Source organism: Paenibacillus piscarius, from assembly GCF_022234545.1.
Taxonomy (GTDB): domain Bacteria; phylum Bacillota; class Bacilli; order Paenibacillales; family Paenibacillaceae; genus Paenibacillus_AQ; species Paenibacillus_AQ piscarius.
Window position 1 is genome coordinate 36,661 of the sequence record NZ_JAIEUI010000005.1, and the last position, 16,123, is coordinate 52,783.

15 protein-coding genes are annotated in these 16,123 nt (G+C 56.1%); 9 read left to right on the forward strand and 6 right to left on the reverse strand.

The window, feature by feature from the left end; genetic code table 11:
* Positions 1-51 precede the first annotated feature (51 nt).
* Genes K1558_RS10590 through K1558_RS10600 form a run of 3 tightly spaced genes read left to right on the forward strand, consistent with a single transcriptional unit; the run spans position 52 to position 2,126 of the window.
* Positions 52-915 carry an ABC transporter ATP-binding protein gene (locus tag K1558_RS10590; protein ID WP_238651540.1) on the forward strand — a complete coding sequence of 288 codons (864 nt, stop codon included), beginning with the start codon at positions 52-54 and terminating at the stop codon, positions 913-915.
* On the forward strand, positions 912-1,622 hold the full coding sequence (locus tag K1558_RS10595) for a hypothetical protein (RefSeq protein WP_238651541.1): 711 nt from the start codon (positions 912-914) through the stop codon (positions 1,620-1,622). The genes K1558_RS10590 and K1558_RS10595 overlap by 4 nt, the downstream gene beginning before the upstream one ends.
* Positions 1,623-1,661: 39 nt before the next feature.
* The gene (locus K1558_RS10600) at positions 1,662-2,126 is read left to right on the forward strand and encodes a hypothetical protein (RefSeq protein WP_238651542.1); all 465 of its coding nucleotides are present in this window, start codon (positions 1,662-1,664) and stop codon (positions 2,124-2,126) included.
* Between the two features lie 75 nt (positions 2,127-2,201).
* Here K1558_RS10600 and K1558_RS10605 read toward each other — a convergent pair whose 3' ends face one another.
* From K1558_RS10605 to K1558_RS10615, 3 genes are all read right to left on the reverse strand, one after another.
* Positions 2,202-3,494, reverse strand: a complete 1,293-nt coding sequence (locus K1558_RS10605) for a DNA glycosylase AlkZ-like family protein (RefSeq protein ID WP_238651543.1) — start codon at positions 3,492-3,494, stop codon at positions 2,202-2,204.
* A 135-nt stretch (positions 3,495-3,629) separates the two neighbouring features.
* Entirely contained in the window at positions 3,630-5,723 is a 2,094-nt protein-coding gene (locus tag K1558_RS10610) for an ABC transporter ATP-binding protein (protein ID WP_238651544.1), read from the reverse strand.
* A gap of 22 nt (positions 5,724-5,745) precedes the next feature.
* On the reverse strand, positions 5,746-7,494 hold the full coding sequence (locus K1558_RS10615) for an ABC transporter ATP-binding protein (protein ID WP_238651545.1): 1,749 nt from the start codon (positions 7,492-7,494) through the stop codon (positions 5,746-5,748).
* Between the two features lie 506 nt (positions 7,495-8,000).
* Between K1558_RS10615 and K1558_RS10620 the strand changes: the two genes are divergently transcribed.
* Positions 8,001-8,303 (forward strand): HesB/YadR/YfhF family protein, encoded by a 303-nt coding sequence (locus tag K1558_RS10620; RefSeq protein ID WP_238651546.1) that lies wholly within the window; start codon positions 8,001-8,003, stop codon positions 8,301-8,303.
* Positions 8,304-8,428: 125 nt separating this feature from the next.
* On the opposite strand, the gene K1558_RS10625 is transcribed toward K1558_RS10620, so the two are convergent.
* Positions 8,429-8,944, reverse strand: coding sequence for an ADP-heptose synthase (locus K1558_RS10625; protein ID WP_238651547.1), 516 nt, complete (start codon positions 8,942-8,944; stop codon positions 8,429-8,431).
* Positions 8,945-9,062: 118 nt separating this feature from the next.
* Between K1558_RS10625 and K1558_RS10630 the strand changes: the two genes are divergently transcribed.
* Complete coding sequence (locus tag K1558_RS10630; protein ID WP_338019686.1) at positions 9,063-10,811, forward strand: ABC transporter ATP-binding protein; 1,749 nt, start codon at positions 9,063-9,065, stop codon at positions 10,809-10,811.
* Between the two features lie 105 nt (positions 10,812-10,916).
* Here K1558_RS10630 and K1558_RS10635 read toward each other — a convergent pair whose 3' ends face one another.
* Together K1558_RS10635 and K1558_RS10640 are read right to left on the reverse strand one after the other, a co-directional pair.
* The gene (locus K1558_RS10635; RefSeq protein ID WP_238651549.1) at positions 10,917-11,360 is read right to left on the reverse strand and encodes a DUF441 domain-containing protein; all 444 of its coding nucleotides are present in this window, start codon (positions 11,358-11,360) and stop codon (positions 10,917-10,919) included.
* A gap of 21 nt (positions 11,361-11,381) precedes the next feature.
* Entirely contained in the window at positions 11,382-12,365 is a 984-nt protein-coding gene (locus K1558_RS10640; RefSeq protein WP_238651824.1) for a YpdA family putative bacillithiol disulfide reductase, read from the reverse strand.
* A gap of 178 nt (positions 12,366-12,543) precedes the next feature.
* On the opposite strand from K1558_RS10640, the gene K1558_RS10645 reads away from it, so the two are divergent.
* The 4 genes from K1558_RS10645 (at position 12,544) to rsgA (ending at position 16,089) form a co-directional block, all read left to right on the forward strand.
* Positions 12,544-13,140, forward strand: a complete 597-nt coding sequence (locus K1558_RS10645; RefSeq protein WP_238651550.1) for a DUF2087 domain-containing protein — start codon at positions 12,544-12,546, stop codon at positions 13,138-13,140.
* Positions 13,141-13,261: 121 nt separating this feature from the next.
* Positions 13,262-13,720, forward strand: a complete 459-nt coding sequence (locus tag K1558_RS10650; protein WP_238651551.1) for a DUF3939 domain-containing protein — start codon at positions 13,262-13,264, stop codon at positions 13,718-13,720.
* A 156-nt stretch (positions 13,721-13,876) separates the two neighbouring features.
* Positions 13,877-14,548: an HAD family hydrolase gene (locus tag K1558_RS10655; RefSeq protein ID WP_238651552.1), complete on the forward strand. Its 672-nt coding sequence runs from the start codon at positions 13,877-13,879 to the stop codon at positions 14,546-14,548.
* A 446-nt stretch (positions 14,549-14,994) separates the two neighbouring features.
* Positions 14,995-16,089 carry a ribosome small subunit-dependent GTPase A gene (gene rsgA / locus K1558_RS10660; protein WP_238651553.1) on the forward strand — a complete coding sequence of 365 codons (1,095 nt, stop codon included), beginning with the start codon at positions 14,995-14,997 and terminating at the stop codon, positions 16,087-16,089.
* Positions 16,090-16,123 lie beyond the last annotated feature (34 nt).

Genomic DNA, 16,123 nt, shown 5'->3' on the forward strand with positions numbered 1-16,123 from the left:
TCACCGTTATTCACATTAACCCGGGGAAGCAAGCGGTACGGAGGCCGTACAGTGCTGAATGAGATCTCTATGACGGTCCGTCCCGGTGCGGCAACAGCCCTAATCGGACGCAACGGCTCCGGCAAAAGCACACTGCTCTCCATCCTCGCCGGACTCTTGAAGCTGTCCTCCGGTGAGCTTAAATGGCATAATCAGGGGATCACCGCTGGTTATGCGCCTGAAGCATTTCCCGGCTTGAAGCTGGCGGCAGAGGAATATCTGCACGCTATGGGCCGAATAGCCGGACTCCCGGAGAGAGAGGCCCGTTCCCGGGTAAGCAGTCTCTTGCAGCGCTTCGGTCTGGATGCCTTCCGGAGCCGCCCGATGGAAGGGTACTCTAAGGGAATGCTGCAGAAGGTCAATCTAATCCAGAGCGTGCTGATCCGGCCGCAGCTTCTGCTGCTTGACGAGCCGATGTCCGGACTGGACCTGCCGGCACAGGATACTCTTATAGCGCTGCTGCAGGAATTGAAGCAGGAGGGCACAGCACTTATCTTCTCCGTGCACGAGCCGCAGATCATTGAGGCGCTGGGCGATGAGGTGATTGTATTGCAGGAAGGGCAGGTCATCCGGACGATTCGCGGACCGGAGCATCTGCGGAGCGCGCCTGCCATGAATATTATCTGCACCGGGCTGCCGGAAGCGGCGCAGCAGGCAGTTAAGAGTCTGTCCGGAGTATACGAGATGCAGCCTGTGCCGGAACGTTCAGGGACAGCCTGTATCGGGCTGACCGCAGATCAGAAGATGTCAGATATCTGCCTGCAGCAGATTCTATCCGCAGGCGGTTCGGTAGTTGAGGTGAAGCCGCTCGGAGGGCTGAGTGATCTGGCAGAGTGGATGGATCCGAAGAAGCAGATCGGAAGTGGGAGCAGATGAAGGGACTAATCGGTTACTTTATGCGGAGCTACAGTGTCTCGCAGCGGTATTTCGGTCCGGTCGCCGGGATGATCATTGCCGTACTTATTCTCTATTCTTACAAGCCTAATCCGGTAATGAGCAGCTACTCCGCCACAGCTGTGTTTGTATATGCAGGTTGTGCCTGGCTGGGCTTAAGCTTCCTGAATCATGAATATGCCGTGCAGAAGCAGGTGGTAATCGTCCAGCTCCGCAGTGCCCGCCGGTATAGCCTTGGCGCTATTCTGACCTTGGTCCTGATGATTCTGCTGCTGGCTCTGCCTGTGGTTCTGTACCCGGTTGTCACCGGAAGCTTCGTTGAACCTGCAGGGCTTCAGCGGATTCTGCTGGCCTACGCAGGCCATGTTCTTCTGGGTATCTTAGGGAGCTCGCTCTCTCTGGTTCTGCAATCCTCGTGGGTGCCTAGAAGGAGCTATGCTGCCGGGATATTGCTTATCGTGCTTATCTTATCCATCAGTGCAGGCAAAGTGGCAGAGCTGATCCCCCGTCCGCTTGTACAAGTGCTCCTGCCGCCCGTGTACCCGGTCATGGACAAGCTGATGAATGCCGATGCACTGCCGCTTGGGACGGTTCTGGCCGCTTACGGCCACGTGCTTGCGTACATATGTATATTGGCTGGTGTCTATCTTTACCGCTCCGGCCGTATGGATAACAACAAAACCAATTAAGCTTCAGACCAATAAACAGATTAAGAACGGGGAGGAACGATGAAGGATACACAAATACCGGAGAGTGAACAATCCAAAGAGCTATTCGCATATTTCGGGCTGGCCGTCTATTATTGCCAGGCGCTGGAGCAGCAATTGACGAATCTGCTGCTGCTGACGAAGCTGTCGCAGGGCAGAACACCGACAGACGCCGAAATCGCGGAATTGTATCAACGCAAGCTTAGCAATTCACTCGGCCAGCTCATCAAAGAAATCCAGCATCACTTCCCATTCTCGGAAGAAGAGACAGTCCAGCTGCAGGCCGTGTGGAAGGAACGCAACCATATTGTCCACGACTATTTCAAGGAGCGGATTCAGGAGACCTTCACCCCGGCCGGCCGGGCGCATATGATCCGTGAGCTGAAACGCTTCAAGAATAAGGCGAGCAGGCTGGAGATTAAGCTGCAGGGCTACTGCACTGAGATGTACGGCAAGCTCGGGCTGGAGGAAGAGCAGCTACGCTAAACTGCATATCTGTATTTACCTAAAAGAGACCTGCTCCTTGCGCACCAATGCTGCGTTCGGACAGGTCTCTATTTGTTATTGCACGGCCAGCGTTGCCGGCAGGGATGCCTCCAGCTCCTGCAGCCCGCAGGCCACAATAAGCTCAGGAGCGAACCGTATGCCGGTCGCGCCGGTAGAGCGCATCAGCGCCTGGAAGGCTTGAAGGAGGGCAGGAAGCATTCCGCGCTCAAGGGCTTCCCCAGGCTCCCACCACCAGCGGATGATGTCGAGAATGCCGGTCTTCTTATTCAGCACCGGCTCCAGCCGGGCGATGAAGCGGTCACCGTAGAGCAGAGGAAGCACATAATAGCCGTACTCCCGCTCCAGCACCGGCTTATAGACCTCCCAGCGGTAATGGAAGCCGAACAGCTGGCGGATCAGCTCCCGGTCCCACAGCAGATTGTCGAGCGGTGCCAGCAGGGCGGCGAAGGAGCTTCCGCCGGAAAGGGTCTGAGGCTGCGCTTCAGCATCAGACTGTGGGACATCAGCGGACTCCTCCTGAAGCACCGCCTCCAGCACGGGGGTATCCGCCGTCCGGACATAGAGCGGAAGCTTAAGGCCCTCAACCTGCACCTCCCGGAGCAGATCACTCTGCAGCAGGCGCTGAACCGAGGCTGTCCGCTCCTTGCTCTTCAGCCCGGCAATGCCGAGCCAGCCGTCGCCGGACCGGTTCCATTGCAGGCCGATGCTGCCGATGCGGCGCAGCACATACCAGTCGAAATGCGACTCAAGGGTCGTGTTGGGATCGCTGGCATTGAGCAGCTCAGCCGGCAGCAGCTTGGACGTATAGTCATAGTACCGCCGGGTATGCACCCGGTGGTGGATGGACAGCTCTCCCCAGAAGTACATGCTCTCCATGGCCGCCCGGGAGAGCCGCGCCGGGGCCCAGGCCCAGGCGATCTTCTCCCGGCTCTCCAGATCCAGGGAAGAGAGCGGCCCGCGCGATTCCAGCTCCTCGCGGACATGGGCCACCATAGCCGCCATCGCTTCGTTGTGCCGGTGTCTGGCAGCGGCTTCCCGCCGCCGCTGGAAGTAGGGCCAGTCCTCTGTGCAGTAGATGGACATATTCTTGTCCCAGCCATCGATCAGCACTCTGTCCCGGTAGAGCAGCTCATTCGCCATGGCCGGTACAAAGTCCGGAATCCGGGCCTGCAATACAAGCTCGTGATTATGACCGGCAATGCTGAGCGGGTCATACTGGATACAGCCCACATGGCGCACATAATCATAAATGCCCTGCTTGCCTCCGGTTCCTCCGGCCGCCACCAGCCGCTGGTGGCGCAGCAGGAAGAGCCGCGCCTGCCGCTTGCTGAGCTTGTAGGTTATCACCGCTATCACCTCATCCAATATTATGTATTGCCTATCATTATACAGAACAAGTGTTCCGATGACAAGCAAGAAGAAGCCCCCTGAAGCTTCGCAGCTCAGGGGGCGGATGCTAAGGGGATTTCAGGAAGACAGAAATTACAGCTCCACGGAAGGACGCAGTCCCGCTGGAGCGGCATTCCCTGCAGAAGCAGCGGCTACGGGATCTGTTGACAGGTCTCCGGCGCCTGCACCGAGCTGGAGCTGGTACATGCGGAAGTATCTTCCGCCAAGCGCCATCAGCTCATCATGGCTGCCGCGTTCGACAATCTGGCCACGGTGAAGCACCAGAATCTGATCAGCACTGCGGATCGTCGACAGACGATGGGCGATGATGAAGGTGGTGCGGCCTTTCTTCAGCACCTCCAGCGCCTGCTGGATGATGCTCTCCGTCTCTGTATCGATATTGGAGGTCGCCTCGTCCAGAATCAGAATCGCAGGATCGAAGGCGAGCGCTCTGGCGAAGGAGATTAGCTGCCGTTGTCCGGCGGACAATGTGCTGCCCTTCTCAATAACGGGCTCGTCAAAGCCCTGCGGCAGATGGGACAATAATTTGTCGGCCCCTACCTCGCGCAGCGCCCGTTCCACCCGTTCCCGGGAGATCCGTTCGTCACCGAGGCTGACATTGGAGGCAATAGTTCCGGTGAAGAGATAAGGGTCCTGCAGCACAATGCCCATATGGCTGCGCAGCCACTGCTTAGGCAGGCTTGTGACCTCCTGACCGTCGATCGTAATGCTGCCTTTTTGCGGATCATAGAACCGGAACAGCAGGTTGATGATCGAGCTTTTGCCGGAGCCGGTATGACCGACCAAGGCCACGGTCTCACCCGGGCGCGCTTCGAAGGAGATGTCGCGAAGGACGAAGTCCTTTTTGTAAGCGAAGGAGACATCCTTGAACACGACATTGCCCTTGTAACGCGGCATGGAACCGTCAGTAACCGGCACTCCCGGCTCATCCATCAGCGTGAACACGCGGCCGGCCGAGACCATGGAGCTGTCCAGATTGGCGAGCTGGTTGACCATGCCTGTAATCGGCTGGAACATCCGGCCCAGCACATCGACGAAGGCATACAGGACACCCAGGGAGACGAAGGTGGAACCGTTCATACTGCCGAAGCCGAAATACCACAGCACCAGCACGAACGAGAGGTTGCGCAGCGAGTTCACCAGATTGTGCGAGGTGAAGGCATTCAGATTCAGCATTTTGTTCTGGTACTTCAGATAATCGTCATTTAGCTGTTCGAATTCAGCGCTGCTCTGCTTCTGGCGGCGGAAGATCCGGATGATAGACATCCCCTGAATGGATTCATTGATAATCGCATTAATCTCGCTCAGCCGTGAGCGGATAATCGTGTTGTACTTGGTCGCGATCTTGCGGTACAGCACAATCCAGAGAATAATGACCGGCACGATGAACAAGCTCACCAGCCCCAGCTTCACATCAAGCAGGAACAGAGCCACATAGACACCGGTGATGTTGATAATCCCTGTAGCGAAGTTGGATAACACGGCAATGAACAGATCCTTGACTGCTTCCGTATCATTGGTAACCCGGGAGACAACCTTGCCTGCCGGCAGATTATCGAAGAAATGCACCGGTAGACGCTGGATATGGGCGTAGACATCGGTTCTCAGCTTGCGGATGACCTGGTTGGCCGAGGACTGGAGCCAGTAGGTTTTGCCGAACTCGGCAATAATCGAGATCACCAGGAACAGGGCATACAGGCCTACAAGTTCATAGATTCCGGGAAGCTCCGGCTGGTAAAAAGAGAACAGCTCGCCTGCCGATAACTTGACTGCCGGATAGACGCTGATCTGGTTGCCGTATTTGACCTGGACGCTCCCGTCTGTGAAGCTCCGCGCTCCTTCGGCCTGCGTTACAGCCTCATTGATGAAGTAGAAGCTCCGGCCCACCTGCAGCAGGCGGACCTCCTGCCCCTTGGCTTCACCTTCGGCGAACCGGTCACCGCGTTTGTAGTAAGTGTTGTTATATTCAGCAGCATCCTTGGGCGAAGCCGTCTGGAAGTAGGGCTTCTCTATAGCCAGCAGATGGTTGTCAATCATGCTCTTGGCGATGAATGGCCCGGCCAGCTCGGCCGCGACTCCGATCGTGAGGAGCAGCAGGGCTGCGATGAAGGTCTTTTTGGCGGTCAGTGCATATTGCAGCAGACGTTTGCCGGTACTCTGTTTCAACGGTGACACCTCCTGTTGGTTGTTATTCATTCGTCAGGTTATTCTCCACCTGCTGGCGGTCGAACTGCTCACGGTACCAGCCGTTCAGCTCCAGCAGCTCCTGGTGGGTACCCCGCTCGGTAATATGCCCGCCGTCGAGGACGACGATCAGATCCGCGTGTTCAATAGCCGAGAGGCGGTGGGTGGAGATGAGCGTTGTTTTGCCGCTGCGCTCTTCGCGGATATTCTCAATAATCTTCGCTTCCGTCCGTGCATCCACGGCGGACAGCGCATCATCCAGAATCAGAATGTCGGGATCGGCAATGAAGGCTCTGGAGATCGATACCCGCTGCTTCTGCCCCCCGGAGAGGGAGACGCCGCGTTCGCCGACCATGGTATCCAGACCGTCTGACAAGGTGCCGAGGTCATTCTGGAAGGCAGCGGCGGTAATGGCCTGCATAATCCGCTCATCGCTGGCCCCGGAATAACCGAATTGGATATTCTCACGCACCGACTTGGAGAACAGAATCTGCTCCTGCGGAACATAGCCCATCCAGCCATGCAGCTGATCCAGGGCAATCTGGGTAATCGGTACGCCCGAGATCAGAATCTCGCCGGTACCCGCAGGATATTCGTGAAGCAACTGCTTCAGCAGCGTCGATTTGCCGCTGCCGGTCCGTCCGACGACGCCCAGCGTCTGGCCCTGGGAGAGGGAGAGGCTGACTCCGCTCAGATTGTCCACGGTAGAGGTGGGATAGCGGAAGGTCACATCCTTCAGTTCGATTGAAGTCGGATAATCGACCTTCACCGGATGAGACACATCCTTGACATCAGGCTTGGCATTCAGCGTCTCGTCGATCCGCTCCAGCGAAGCGCCGCCGCGCTGCATAATATTGATCAGCTCGCCGATGGCGAACATCGGCCAGACGATCATGCCGAGATACATATTGAAGGAGACCAGGTCTCCAAGCGTGATCTGGTTACGGAACACGAGGTAGATGCCGTAGGTCAGCGCAATAATATAGCTGAGGCCTACACAGAAGCGGATGGTTGGCTCGAAGAAGGCATCGACCCGCGCCACCGCCATATTTTTGCGGTACACATCATCGGTAATGTCAGAGAAGCGCTTCTCGTCGTGCCGCTCCTGCACATAAGCCCGGATGACCCGGATGCCGGATACCGATTCCAGCACCTGGTCGTTCATGTCGCCGAAGGCATCCTGGGCCAGGCTGTACCGGTCATGAATAGCTTTGCCGTAGAAGACCATTGCTATTGCAATCAGCGGAAGCGGGATGACCGCTGCCAGCGTCAGCTTCCAGCTCACCAGGAAGCCCATGGCGAACAGCACAACGGTCAGATAGACGGTCGAATCCACCAGCGTCAGCATGCCGAAGCCGACGGTGACCGCCACCGCACGGATATCATTTGTGGCCCGGGCCATCAGATCGCCCGTCCGGTTCCGTTCGAAGAAGGCGGGAGTCATTGTCATCAGATGGTTCATGAAGCGCGAGCGCAGCAGGCGCTCGACGAGGTTGGAGCCTCCAAACAGCTTATGCATCCATATGTAGGTGATCCAGTAAATCGCCAGCAGCATGAAGATGATCATGCCGATGTACTTCATAAGGGAACCTGTGGTAATGGAGCCGGTGACGATGTCGTCAATGGCGTTGCCCAGCAGACGCGGAGGCAGCAGTTCAAGCACACCTACCACAATGAGAAGAATAAGGCCTATGGTATAGCGCCTTTTTTCCCGGCGGAAGAACCAGCCGAGATCGCGGAGTACAGAGAACAAGGGAAATCCCTTCCTTTCGTGTGTAGAATAATGGTTGGCCGGTTTAATTAACGAACAGATTCAATGGTTACAGGCAGCGGGTTACTCTAAGGCAGCACACAAAAAAGCGTACCATCCATAAACGGATGATACGCCTGTAATTGCGGCTATCATGTCCACGGTGCTGTAGGCAGCACAGAGACATGGAAGAGATGAATCCGGACTGTGACTCATACGGTACGCGGAACACGCATGAATCTCAGCAATTCTCCACTGCTCGGGCTGCTTCGGTATTCAGTTGAATGTTGCTGTCCATATCGACGGGGAAGTACACCAATTCAATGTTAAACACCGAGATCACCCTTTCTTGTTTGTGGTAATTAATTGAAGACGTTTCGTTATGTTCAGAGTTTATCATCACCTTTTGAGAAATGTCAAATGTATTTTTGAGATGCTTCTTAAACAAGGCATTTGGTAAAAGGATGTTTTTTGGGTATGATGGAGAGATAGGGGAGGAGGGTATTGAGATGAACATCATGATTAGTCCGCAGGCAGCCGCCTGGTTCAAGCGGGAGCTTAGCCTCCGGGACGGGGCGCATATCCGGTTGTTTCCCCGGTACAGCTCCGGCGGCGGCCTGCATCCCGGCTTCTCGCTGGGGATAGCAAACGAGCAGCCGGCCCGTCCCGCTGCAGCGTTCGAGCAGGATCACCTTACTTTCTATATGGAAGAGCAGGACCTGTGGTATCTGGAAGGGTACAATTTGTCCATTGTCTATGCAGAAGCTGAGGATGATATTGAATACCGGTATGAGCCGGTGCCGGTCGTCTGAGCTGAATAGATGCAGCGCATGGCCGGCTCCCGCAGGGGGCGGGAAGCGTGGAAGCCCTTGCCGCAAGGCAAGGGCTTCTGCACGGGGTGATAGGGTAGGAATTCACCGGAACAGACCGGAAGGCATCAAGGGGAGCTGCGGAAGGTCTCTTCCTCCATCGCGAACTCGAAATCGTCGATATCATACACCTGGACGGGGACTCCGCCTTCGATGATGCGCTGAATCAGCTCGAACTGGTCGGTAAGAATCGGCAACTTCTCACGCTGGGATGTCAGCAGCAGCTCAGTCTCAATCGGGTCGAACGCTTCCCCGTAGGAGGCATTATCTACGCTGTTGATAATCGTAAGCTGTGCCTGGCCGCCCAGCAGAATGCCGGAGCTCTTGGCCCAGGGAATATTCAGGCAGCGGTTGATCTTCTTGGCATTCAGCGGTTCCTCGAAATAGTCAATCAGCTCACGGATCCGGAGTCTGACATGCTGGTCATCATCCGCCTGGCTCATCACAGGCTCCTTGCTGTCCCGCAGCTCGTACAGCTCCATGATTGTGGTATAAGGCACTATATATTCTACAGGGCTTCGCGGGCTGAGAAGCTGGCCGTAAATCGCCATCATGACGGCTTCCGTCACAAATTGTCTGGGCATCATTATCCTCCTGAATTTCGGTACTGCACTTCTTGCTAATAAAAATATCAAAACATTGCAGCGCGCAAATGTCAACTGTGCCCTGATAAAGAACGAATTGGAAAGGACCTGAAGAGCTGTGAAGTCATGGAAATCATATTTTACCTTCGTAAGGCCGTACATGAAGCTGATTATTGTTACCCTGATTATCGGGATGGTCAAGTTCAGCATTCCGCTGACGCTGCCGATGATTCTGAAGTATGTGGTTGATGAGCTGCTGGGCAATCCCGCTTTGCCGGTGGCGGAGAGAGTCTCTAAGCTGATGATGGTGCTGGGCGGCTCGCTCGTGCTGTTCATCCTGGTCCGCGGCCCGGTGGAGTATTACCGCCAGTACTTCGCCCAATGGATCACAAGCAAGGTGTTATTTGATATGCGCAACCGGCTCTATGCCCATCTGCAGCGGCTCTCCCTGCGCTACTACCAGAATACGAAGGTAGGTGAGGCCATCTCCAGATTCATCAACGATGTGGAGCAGTCGAAGAACTTAGTGGAAGTGGGCATGATGAACGTCTGGCTGGATATGTTCACGCTGCTGTTCGCGCTGGGGTTCATGCTCTATCTCAATCCGGTGCTGACGCTGGTGGCAATTGCGGTGCTGCCGCTCTACGGGATCGCCGTGAACACACTGTACAAACGGCTTAAGGTGCTGACCAAGGACCGGTCCCAGGCGCTTGCCGTCATTCAGGGATATTTACATGAGCGGATTCAGGGGATTGCGGTGATCCGGAGCTTCACAATGGAGCGGGTGGACCAGCGGCAATTCGAGGACATCAACGGCAGATTCCTGCAAAAAGCGATGGCCCAGACGCGCTGGAACGCCTTCACCTTCGCCATTATTAATACCTTGACCGATATTGCGCCGCTGCTTGTCATCGGTTACGGGGGCTATCAGGTGATCCAGGGCCATCTGACCCTTGGCACCTTCGTGGCGTTCTTCGGCTACCTGGACCGGATGTATGCGCCGCTGCGCCGCCTGATCAATTCCTCGACCGTGCTGACCCAGGCCTCCGCTTCGCTTGAACGGGTGCTTGAGCTGCTGAATGAGCCTTATGATATAGTCGATGCGCCGGGAGCGCAGCCGCTGCTGAACGCCTCCGGGGAGATAGAATTCCGCAAGGTCTGGTTCAAATACGGGGATGAGCACGACTGGGTGCTGCGTAATATTGATCTCAGCATAGCTCCGGGGCAGACGGTGGCTCTGGTCGGGATGAGCGGAGGCGGCAAATCCTCGCTGATCAGCCTGATTCCGCGCTTCTACGACATCAGCGAAGGCAGTCTCCGCCTGGACGGACGGGATGTCCGGGAGCTGACCCAGGAGAGCCTGCGGCGGACGGTGGGGATGGTGCTCCAGGATAACTTCCTGTTCAGTGGCTCGGTCCGCGATAACATTCTGTTTGGCAATCCGGACGCGGGGGAAGAGGAGCTTGTGCAGGCGGCCAAGTCAGCGAACGCCCATGACTTCATCATGCAGCTGCCGGAGGGCTATGATACCGAGGTCGGAGAGCGCGGAGTGAAGTTATCCGGCGGACAGAAGCAGCGGGTGGCGATTGCCCGCGTCTTCCTGAAGGATCCCAAGGTGCTGATCCTGGATGAAGCGACTTCTGCGCTCGACCTGGAATCGGAGCATCTGATCCAGCAGGCGCTGCAGGCGCTCTCCTCCGAGCGGACCACGCTGATTGTCGCCCACAGGCTGTCCACAATCACCCATGCGGACCAGATCATTGTGCTGGAGAACGGGGAGATCACCGAGCGCGGAACCCATGAGGAGCTGATGGGGCTTGGAGGCAGCTATGCGCGGCTGTTCAACGTACAGCACCTGAATGTCTAGCAGAAGCAGAGCCCGCCAAGAATCTGCACCTTAATCAAACAGGCTGCAAGCTCACCCGGATCGGTGGCTTGCAGCCTGTTGCGGTTAGATTCAGGAAGCGTCAGCCTACATCCGCCCGATCAGCAGGGACAGGATGCCGGCGGCGATCAGCGGCCCGACCGGCACGCCCTTGAACAGGGCCACGCCAAGAACTGTGCCGATCAGCAGTCCGGCGACAATGGTCGGCTGGCTGCCCATCAGGGCCGCACCGCGTCCGCCGAGGTAAGCGACGAGCATTCCCACGCCGATAGCGGCCAGCGACTTCCAGTTCAGAAACGATTGGCCTACCGTCTGCAAGGAGATTTTGCCGCTGGCGAGCGGTGTCATGACCCCGATGGTCAGGATGATCACGCCGGCGGTCAGCCCGTACTTCTCCAGCCAGGGAAAAGCCTGCTGCAGCCCGAGCACCCGGATCAGCAGCAGCACCACCATCGCGATGGTGATCGGGGAGTTGCTGCTGATAATCCCCAGTGCCGCCAGACCCAGCAGCAGTAGTGAGGTGATATCCATTACAGAGAACACACTCCTTCTCTATTTCTGCCGTTTGCTTACAATATGATCGGCAATCAGCCTGCCATGCCCGCGTCCGCTCTCAATGAACACTTCATTGGCATTGCGCCCCGAAGCGATAACGCCGGCGACATAGATGCCGGGAATATTGCTCTCCATTGTGGACGGGTCGAAGGCCGGCTTATCCAGCGAGTCGTCCATAAGCACGCCGGCGGAGGATAACAGGGCTCTGCTTGGACGGAAGCCGGTCATGGCGAGGACGAAGTCATTATCAAGCTCACGGCTCTCCCCGCTGGCGCCGGTTACAACGACAGATGCCGGGGTTATCTCCGTCACGCGGGATTCAAGATGCAGCGTGATGTTCCCCTTCTGCACCATACCCTCGAATACCGGACGCACCCAGGGCTTGATATTATCCGAGATACTGCTGCCTCTATAGACCATGTCCACCTTCGCGCCGACTCTGATCAGCTCCAGGGCGGCATCCACCGCCGAGTTGCTGCCGCCAATGACAGTGACCTTCATCCCGGTATAGGGATGGGCTTCACCGAAATAGTGGGTTACCTTGGGCAGCTCCTCCCCTGGAATCCCGATCAGGTTCGGCTGGTCGAAGTAGCCGGTCGAGATGACCACATTCGCTGCGCTGCGGGTCTGCTCTTCACCGCGCTTGTTGACCGTATGTATGAGGAATGTTCCGTCTTCCTGCGGCTGGACGGACAGCGCTTCTTCATAGGCGGCGATATCGAGCTTATGCTGGGCAGCCGCGCGGCGGTAATAGACCAGCGCCTCATGGCGGTACGGCTTGTCATTCGGAGAGGTGAAGGGCACATCTCCGATCTCAAGCAGCGGTGCAGTACTGAAAAACTGCATGTTCGTCGGATACAAGTAAATGGAGTGCACAATGAAGTTCTTCTCGATAATCAGGCTGGACAGCCCCTGGCGCTGGCATTCTATGGCGGCGGAGAGCCCGCAGGGGCCGGCGCCGATAATAATAACGTCTTTCATCATCACTATGTCCTCCCAGGTTAGTATTCTATTCAGTAAATGGTACATTATATTTTTGTTTTTTGCTATTGCGGGCCAAAAGGGGCGAATGAATGGTTGCAGGATGACTAATATGGGTATATAATTAGATATATATCTAAAATAAGTATTCAGGATTATTTACTGGAGTGTGGTCCGTTTGCAATTAGACAAAATCGTCGCTTATCACAAGGCCTTATCCGATCCGACCCGGCTGAAGATGCTGCTCCTCTTGTCCAGAGGTGAGCTGCACGGACATGCGCTGGCCGAGAAGCTGAATCTGTCCCAGCCCACAGTTACGCATCATGCCGCCAAGCTGCGCGAAGCTGCTCTGATTTCGGAACGCAGGGACAAGAACATCGTTTATTTTAAGCTGAATCCCGAGTTTATCCAGGTAGGCTCTGACGCTTCGCTGAAATTTATTTTTGCCAAGGGGGTGGAAGAGATGGAGGAAGTATCACCTGAGCACAGTCTGAAGGAATCTGTGCTCCGCAATTTTTTTGCCAAGGACGGCCGTTTGCGGCAGATCCCCTCGCAGTACAAGAAGAAGCTGATTGCGCTGCAATACATGGTTGAGAAGCTCGAACCCGGAGTGATCTATTCGGAGAGAGAGATCAACGAGTTTATCAAGCCGTTTCACGATGATTACGCTACGATCCGCCGTGAGTTCATCATGCACCAGTTCATGTACCGGGAGAATGACCGTTATGAGCTGAACCCGCCGGAGCTCTGGACTCACTGGGAAAATGTCAAATAATGATCTAATTGATGGGGATTTTTTGTGACAAGTGTGAAACTGCTGATTAATTGTTAGAATAACGAATAAAATGTAATTGTAAGCGTTATCTGACAGATCCTTAGGAAAGGAGATTTTCAGTATGCTATTCAAACGTGCCAAAAAAAATAAATCACCCGTCGCCCCTACTGTAACGTTGCCGCAGATCAAACAGGCTGTGAGGCAATTTGAAGAAGATATGCCCGCTCCCATTAACCGCACCGCTCTGATCCAGGAGGATAAGAGCATTGATCTGAGCCGGCTTAAGAGGTATCTGGGCGGCGTCCCGGAGCAGAAGTTCTATATGTCGAGCGAGACGTTTGAGATTTTTGAAGAGGCTGACAAGCTGGTTCCGTATTATCTGGATATGGTGCAGTCGGCGGTAGATAATTACATCAGTGACACCGGCAAGCTGCCGCTGCTTGAGGATGCCTGGCTGCCGGAGGTGCACTACCGCCTGCTGGCGACGGAGCGTTATCTGAAGGAGACTCCGCCGTTTCCGCTCTACATTACCGACGAGGAAATGATGCTGACGCATCGCCCGGAGCATTTTGAATCCTAAAAGTGCGCTGAGCTTATCCGGAATATACAGGCTATTCTGTGGAAGGAGGCTTACAGCCTCTGAAGCGGAAATAGCCTTTTCTTCGTTCCCCGGGCCGTAGTACAATGAATCTCTGATGCTAGACTGCCAGAATCGAATACACAGGGGGATGTAAGCATGAGAGAGGTACAGGCATTGCTGTTTGATCTGGACAATACGCTGATGGACCGGGACCAGACCTTCCGCAGCTTCAGCAGGGCGTTTGTTGAGAGGTTCCTAAGCCATCTGAATGAGGAGCAGGCGGCCGGGGTTGTGGAGGATATGATCGTCCGGGATGCGGACGGCTACCGCGACAAGGACGGGTTCTTCGCCGAGCTAAGCGAGGTTCTCCCATGGGAGGAGACGGTGTCAGCGGCAGAGATCAGGGAGTATTACGACGAGACCTATATCGGCCACGGGGCGGTGATGAAGCATGCGGTGGAGACACTGGAATATTGCCGGGACCGCGGATATCCGCTGGGGCTGGTCACGAACGGCAGCAGAGACATCCAATATGGCAAAATCGACCGGCTCGGGCTGCGCGGCTACTTCCGCACAATCGTAATCTCCGGCGAAGCCGGGATCTGGAAGCCGGACCCGGCTATCTATCAGTTAGCCCTGGAACGGCTTGGCGCAGCTGCCGGGAACACTGTGTTCATCGGCGACCATCCGGTGAATGATATCGAGGGGGCGGCCCGGGCCGGTATGCGGACGATCTGGCTGCAGCGCAACCATTCCTGGGATGATTCGCTCAAGGCCCGGCCTATTGCCACCATTCAGGAGCTGGACGAGCTTCAGCGGATTTTATAGTGATTTTAATACCCGCCCTTGACAAACAGCCGCTGCTATGATTATGATTACAGCATATTATTTTCGGAAGGAGACGATGTTTTATGACAGTTCATACAAGCTTTGCAGGGATGGTTGCAACTGTTGTGGATACGTGTCTTCCGGGATCGGGTGCTGTGGAATAGTTTTGTCCAGCACCGGAGGTAAGCTCTGATTCGAAATTTAGAGCCGCCGGGAACCGTATCGGTTCCGGCGGCTTTTTTGGTGTGCAGGATAAGTCTGCACCCGGCAGGCTACAGGCAGCGTTCTCCGGTTGGAGTGCTTGCCTTGAGCTTGCTGTGACTGCCGCCGGAACCTAATGGTTCCGGCGGTTTATTTGTTATGAGAGCTAAGACTGCCCGGAGAGATACAGTGAGGGAACAAACCGTTATTATATAGACGGATAATAACGATTCAGGAGGAATTGGATGATTATTGAACAATATGGCTGGAATGAAGAATGGAAGAGCAAATGGACAGAAATGCTGAAGCCGCTGGATAGCGCACGGGAGCTGGTGCCCGGCAGAATCTCCGGTGATTTCGGCAGCAAATACCGTGTAATTACGGGAAGCGGGGAGATGTGGGGCGAGCTGTCCGGCAAGCTGCGGCATTCACTGGCCGGGTCCGGGGATTATCCGTCGGTCGGAGACTGGGTGGCTCTGTCCGTGCAGGATGGGGGAGCCCATGGCGTAATTCATGCCGTGCTGCCCCGCCGCAGCGTCATCTCGCGTAAAGTGCCGGGCCCGAATCAGGAGGAGCAGATCGTAGCGTCCAACGTGGACACCCTGTTCCTGGTCAGCGCACTGAATGATGACTTCAATGTACGGCGGATGGAGCGGTATCTCATCATGGCCTGGAACAGCGGGGCGAATCCGGTGATTCTGCTGACCAAGGCAGATCTCTGCACAGATGCGGATGCCAAAATAGCCGAGATGGAGCGGACCGCACCCGGAGTTCCGGTCCATGCGGTCAGCGCTGTGCAGGGTGAAGGGCGGGAAGCGCTGCTGCCTTATCTCGGCAGCGGCCAGACGGTGGCCTTAACCGGCTCGTCCGGGTGCGGCAAATCGACAATGGTCAACTGGCTCAGCGGCCGGGAGCTGCAGCTGACCCAGGAGGTCCGGGAAGGGGACAGCCGCGGACGTCATACGACAACACACCGTGAGCTGTTCGCCCTGCCGGACGGCGGCATTATCATCGATACGCCGGGGATGCGTGAGCTGCAGCTGTGGGAGGATGACGGCGGTCTGGAGCTGGCCTTTGGAGAGATCAGCACGCTTGCCGCAGGCTGCCGCTTCAGTGACTGCAGCCACACCCGCGAGGAAGGCTGTGCCGTGCTGGCCGCCTTGGCCAGCGGAGAGCTGGAGGAGAAGCGGCTGCTGAGCTACCGCAAGACGCAGAAGGAGCTGCAGTACCAGAACAGCAAGGAAGCGAAGCAGAAGCGTAAGACGATGGCTGCTGCCTCCAAGAGCAAGCCGCCCCGGGCCAAGGGCGGCAGCTGGCAGCAGGTGCTGGAGGAGTATTGAACGGGCGGTGAAATCTCCGTGAATGAGTTAAGGC

Excerpts from the sequence above, each read along its gene's own strand:
- K1558_RS10625 (WP_238651547.1), bottom strand. The coding sequence starts at position 8,944 with ATGCCCAGACAATTTGTGACGGAAGCCGTCATGATGGCGATTTACGGC.
- K1558_RS10640 (WP_238651824.1), bottom strand. The coding sequence starts at position 12,365 with ATGAAAGACGTTATTATTATCGGCGCCGGCCCCTGCGGGCTCTCCGCC.
- K1558_RS10650 (WP_238651551.1), top strand. The coding sequence starts at position 13,262 with ATGCTATTCAAACGTGCCAAAAAAAATAAATCACCCGTCGCCCCTACT.
- K1558_RS10655 (WP_238651552.1), top strand. The coding sequence starts at position 13,877 with ATGAGAGAGGTACAGGCATTGCTGTTTGATCTGGACAATACGCTGATG.
- rsgA (WP_238651553.1), top strand. The coding sequence starts at position 14,995 with ATGATTATTGAACAATATGGCTGGAATGAAGAATGGAAGAGCAAATGG.
- K1558_RS10635 (WP_238651549.1), bottom strand. The coding sequence starts at position 11,360 with ATGGATATCACCTCACTACTGCTGCTGGGTCTGGCGGCACTGGGGATT.
- K1558_RS10600 (WP_238651542.1), top strand. The coding sequence starts at position 1,662 with ATGAAGGATACACAAATACCGGAGAGTGAACAATCCAAAGAGCTATTC.
- K1558_RS10620 (WP_238651546.1), top strand. The coding sequence starts at position 8,001 with ATGAACATCATGATTAGTCCGCAGGCAGCCGCCTGGTTCAAGCGGGAG.
- K1558_RS10595 (WP_238651541.1), top strand. The coding sequence starts at position 912 with ATGAAGGGACTAATCGGTTACTTTATGCGGAGCTACAGTGTCTCGCAG.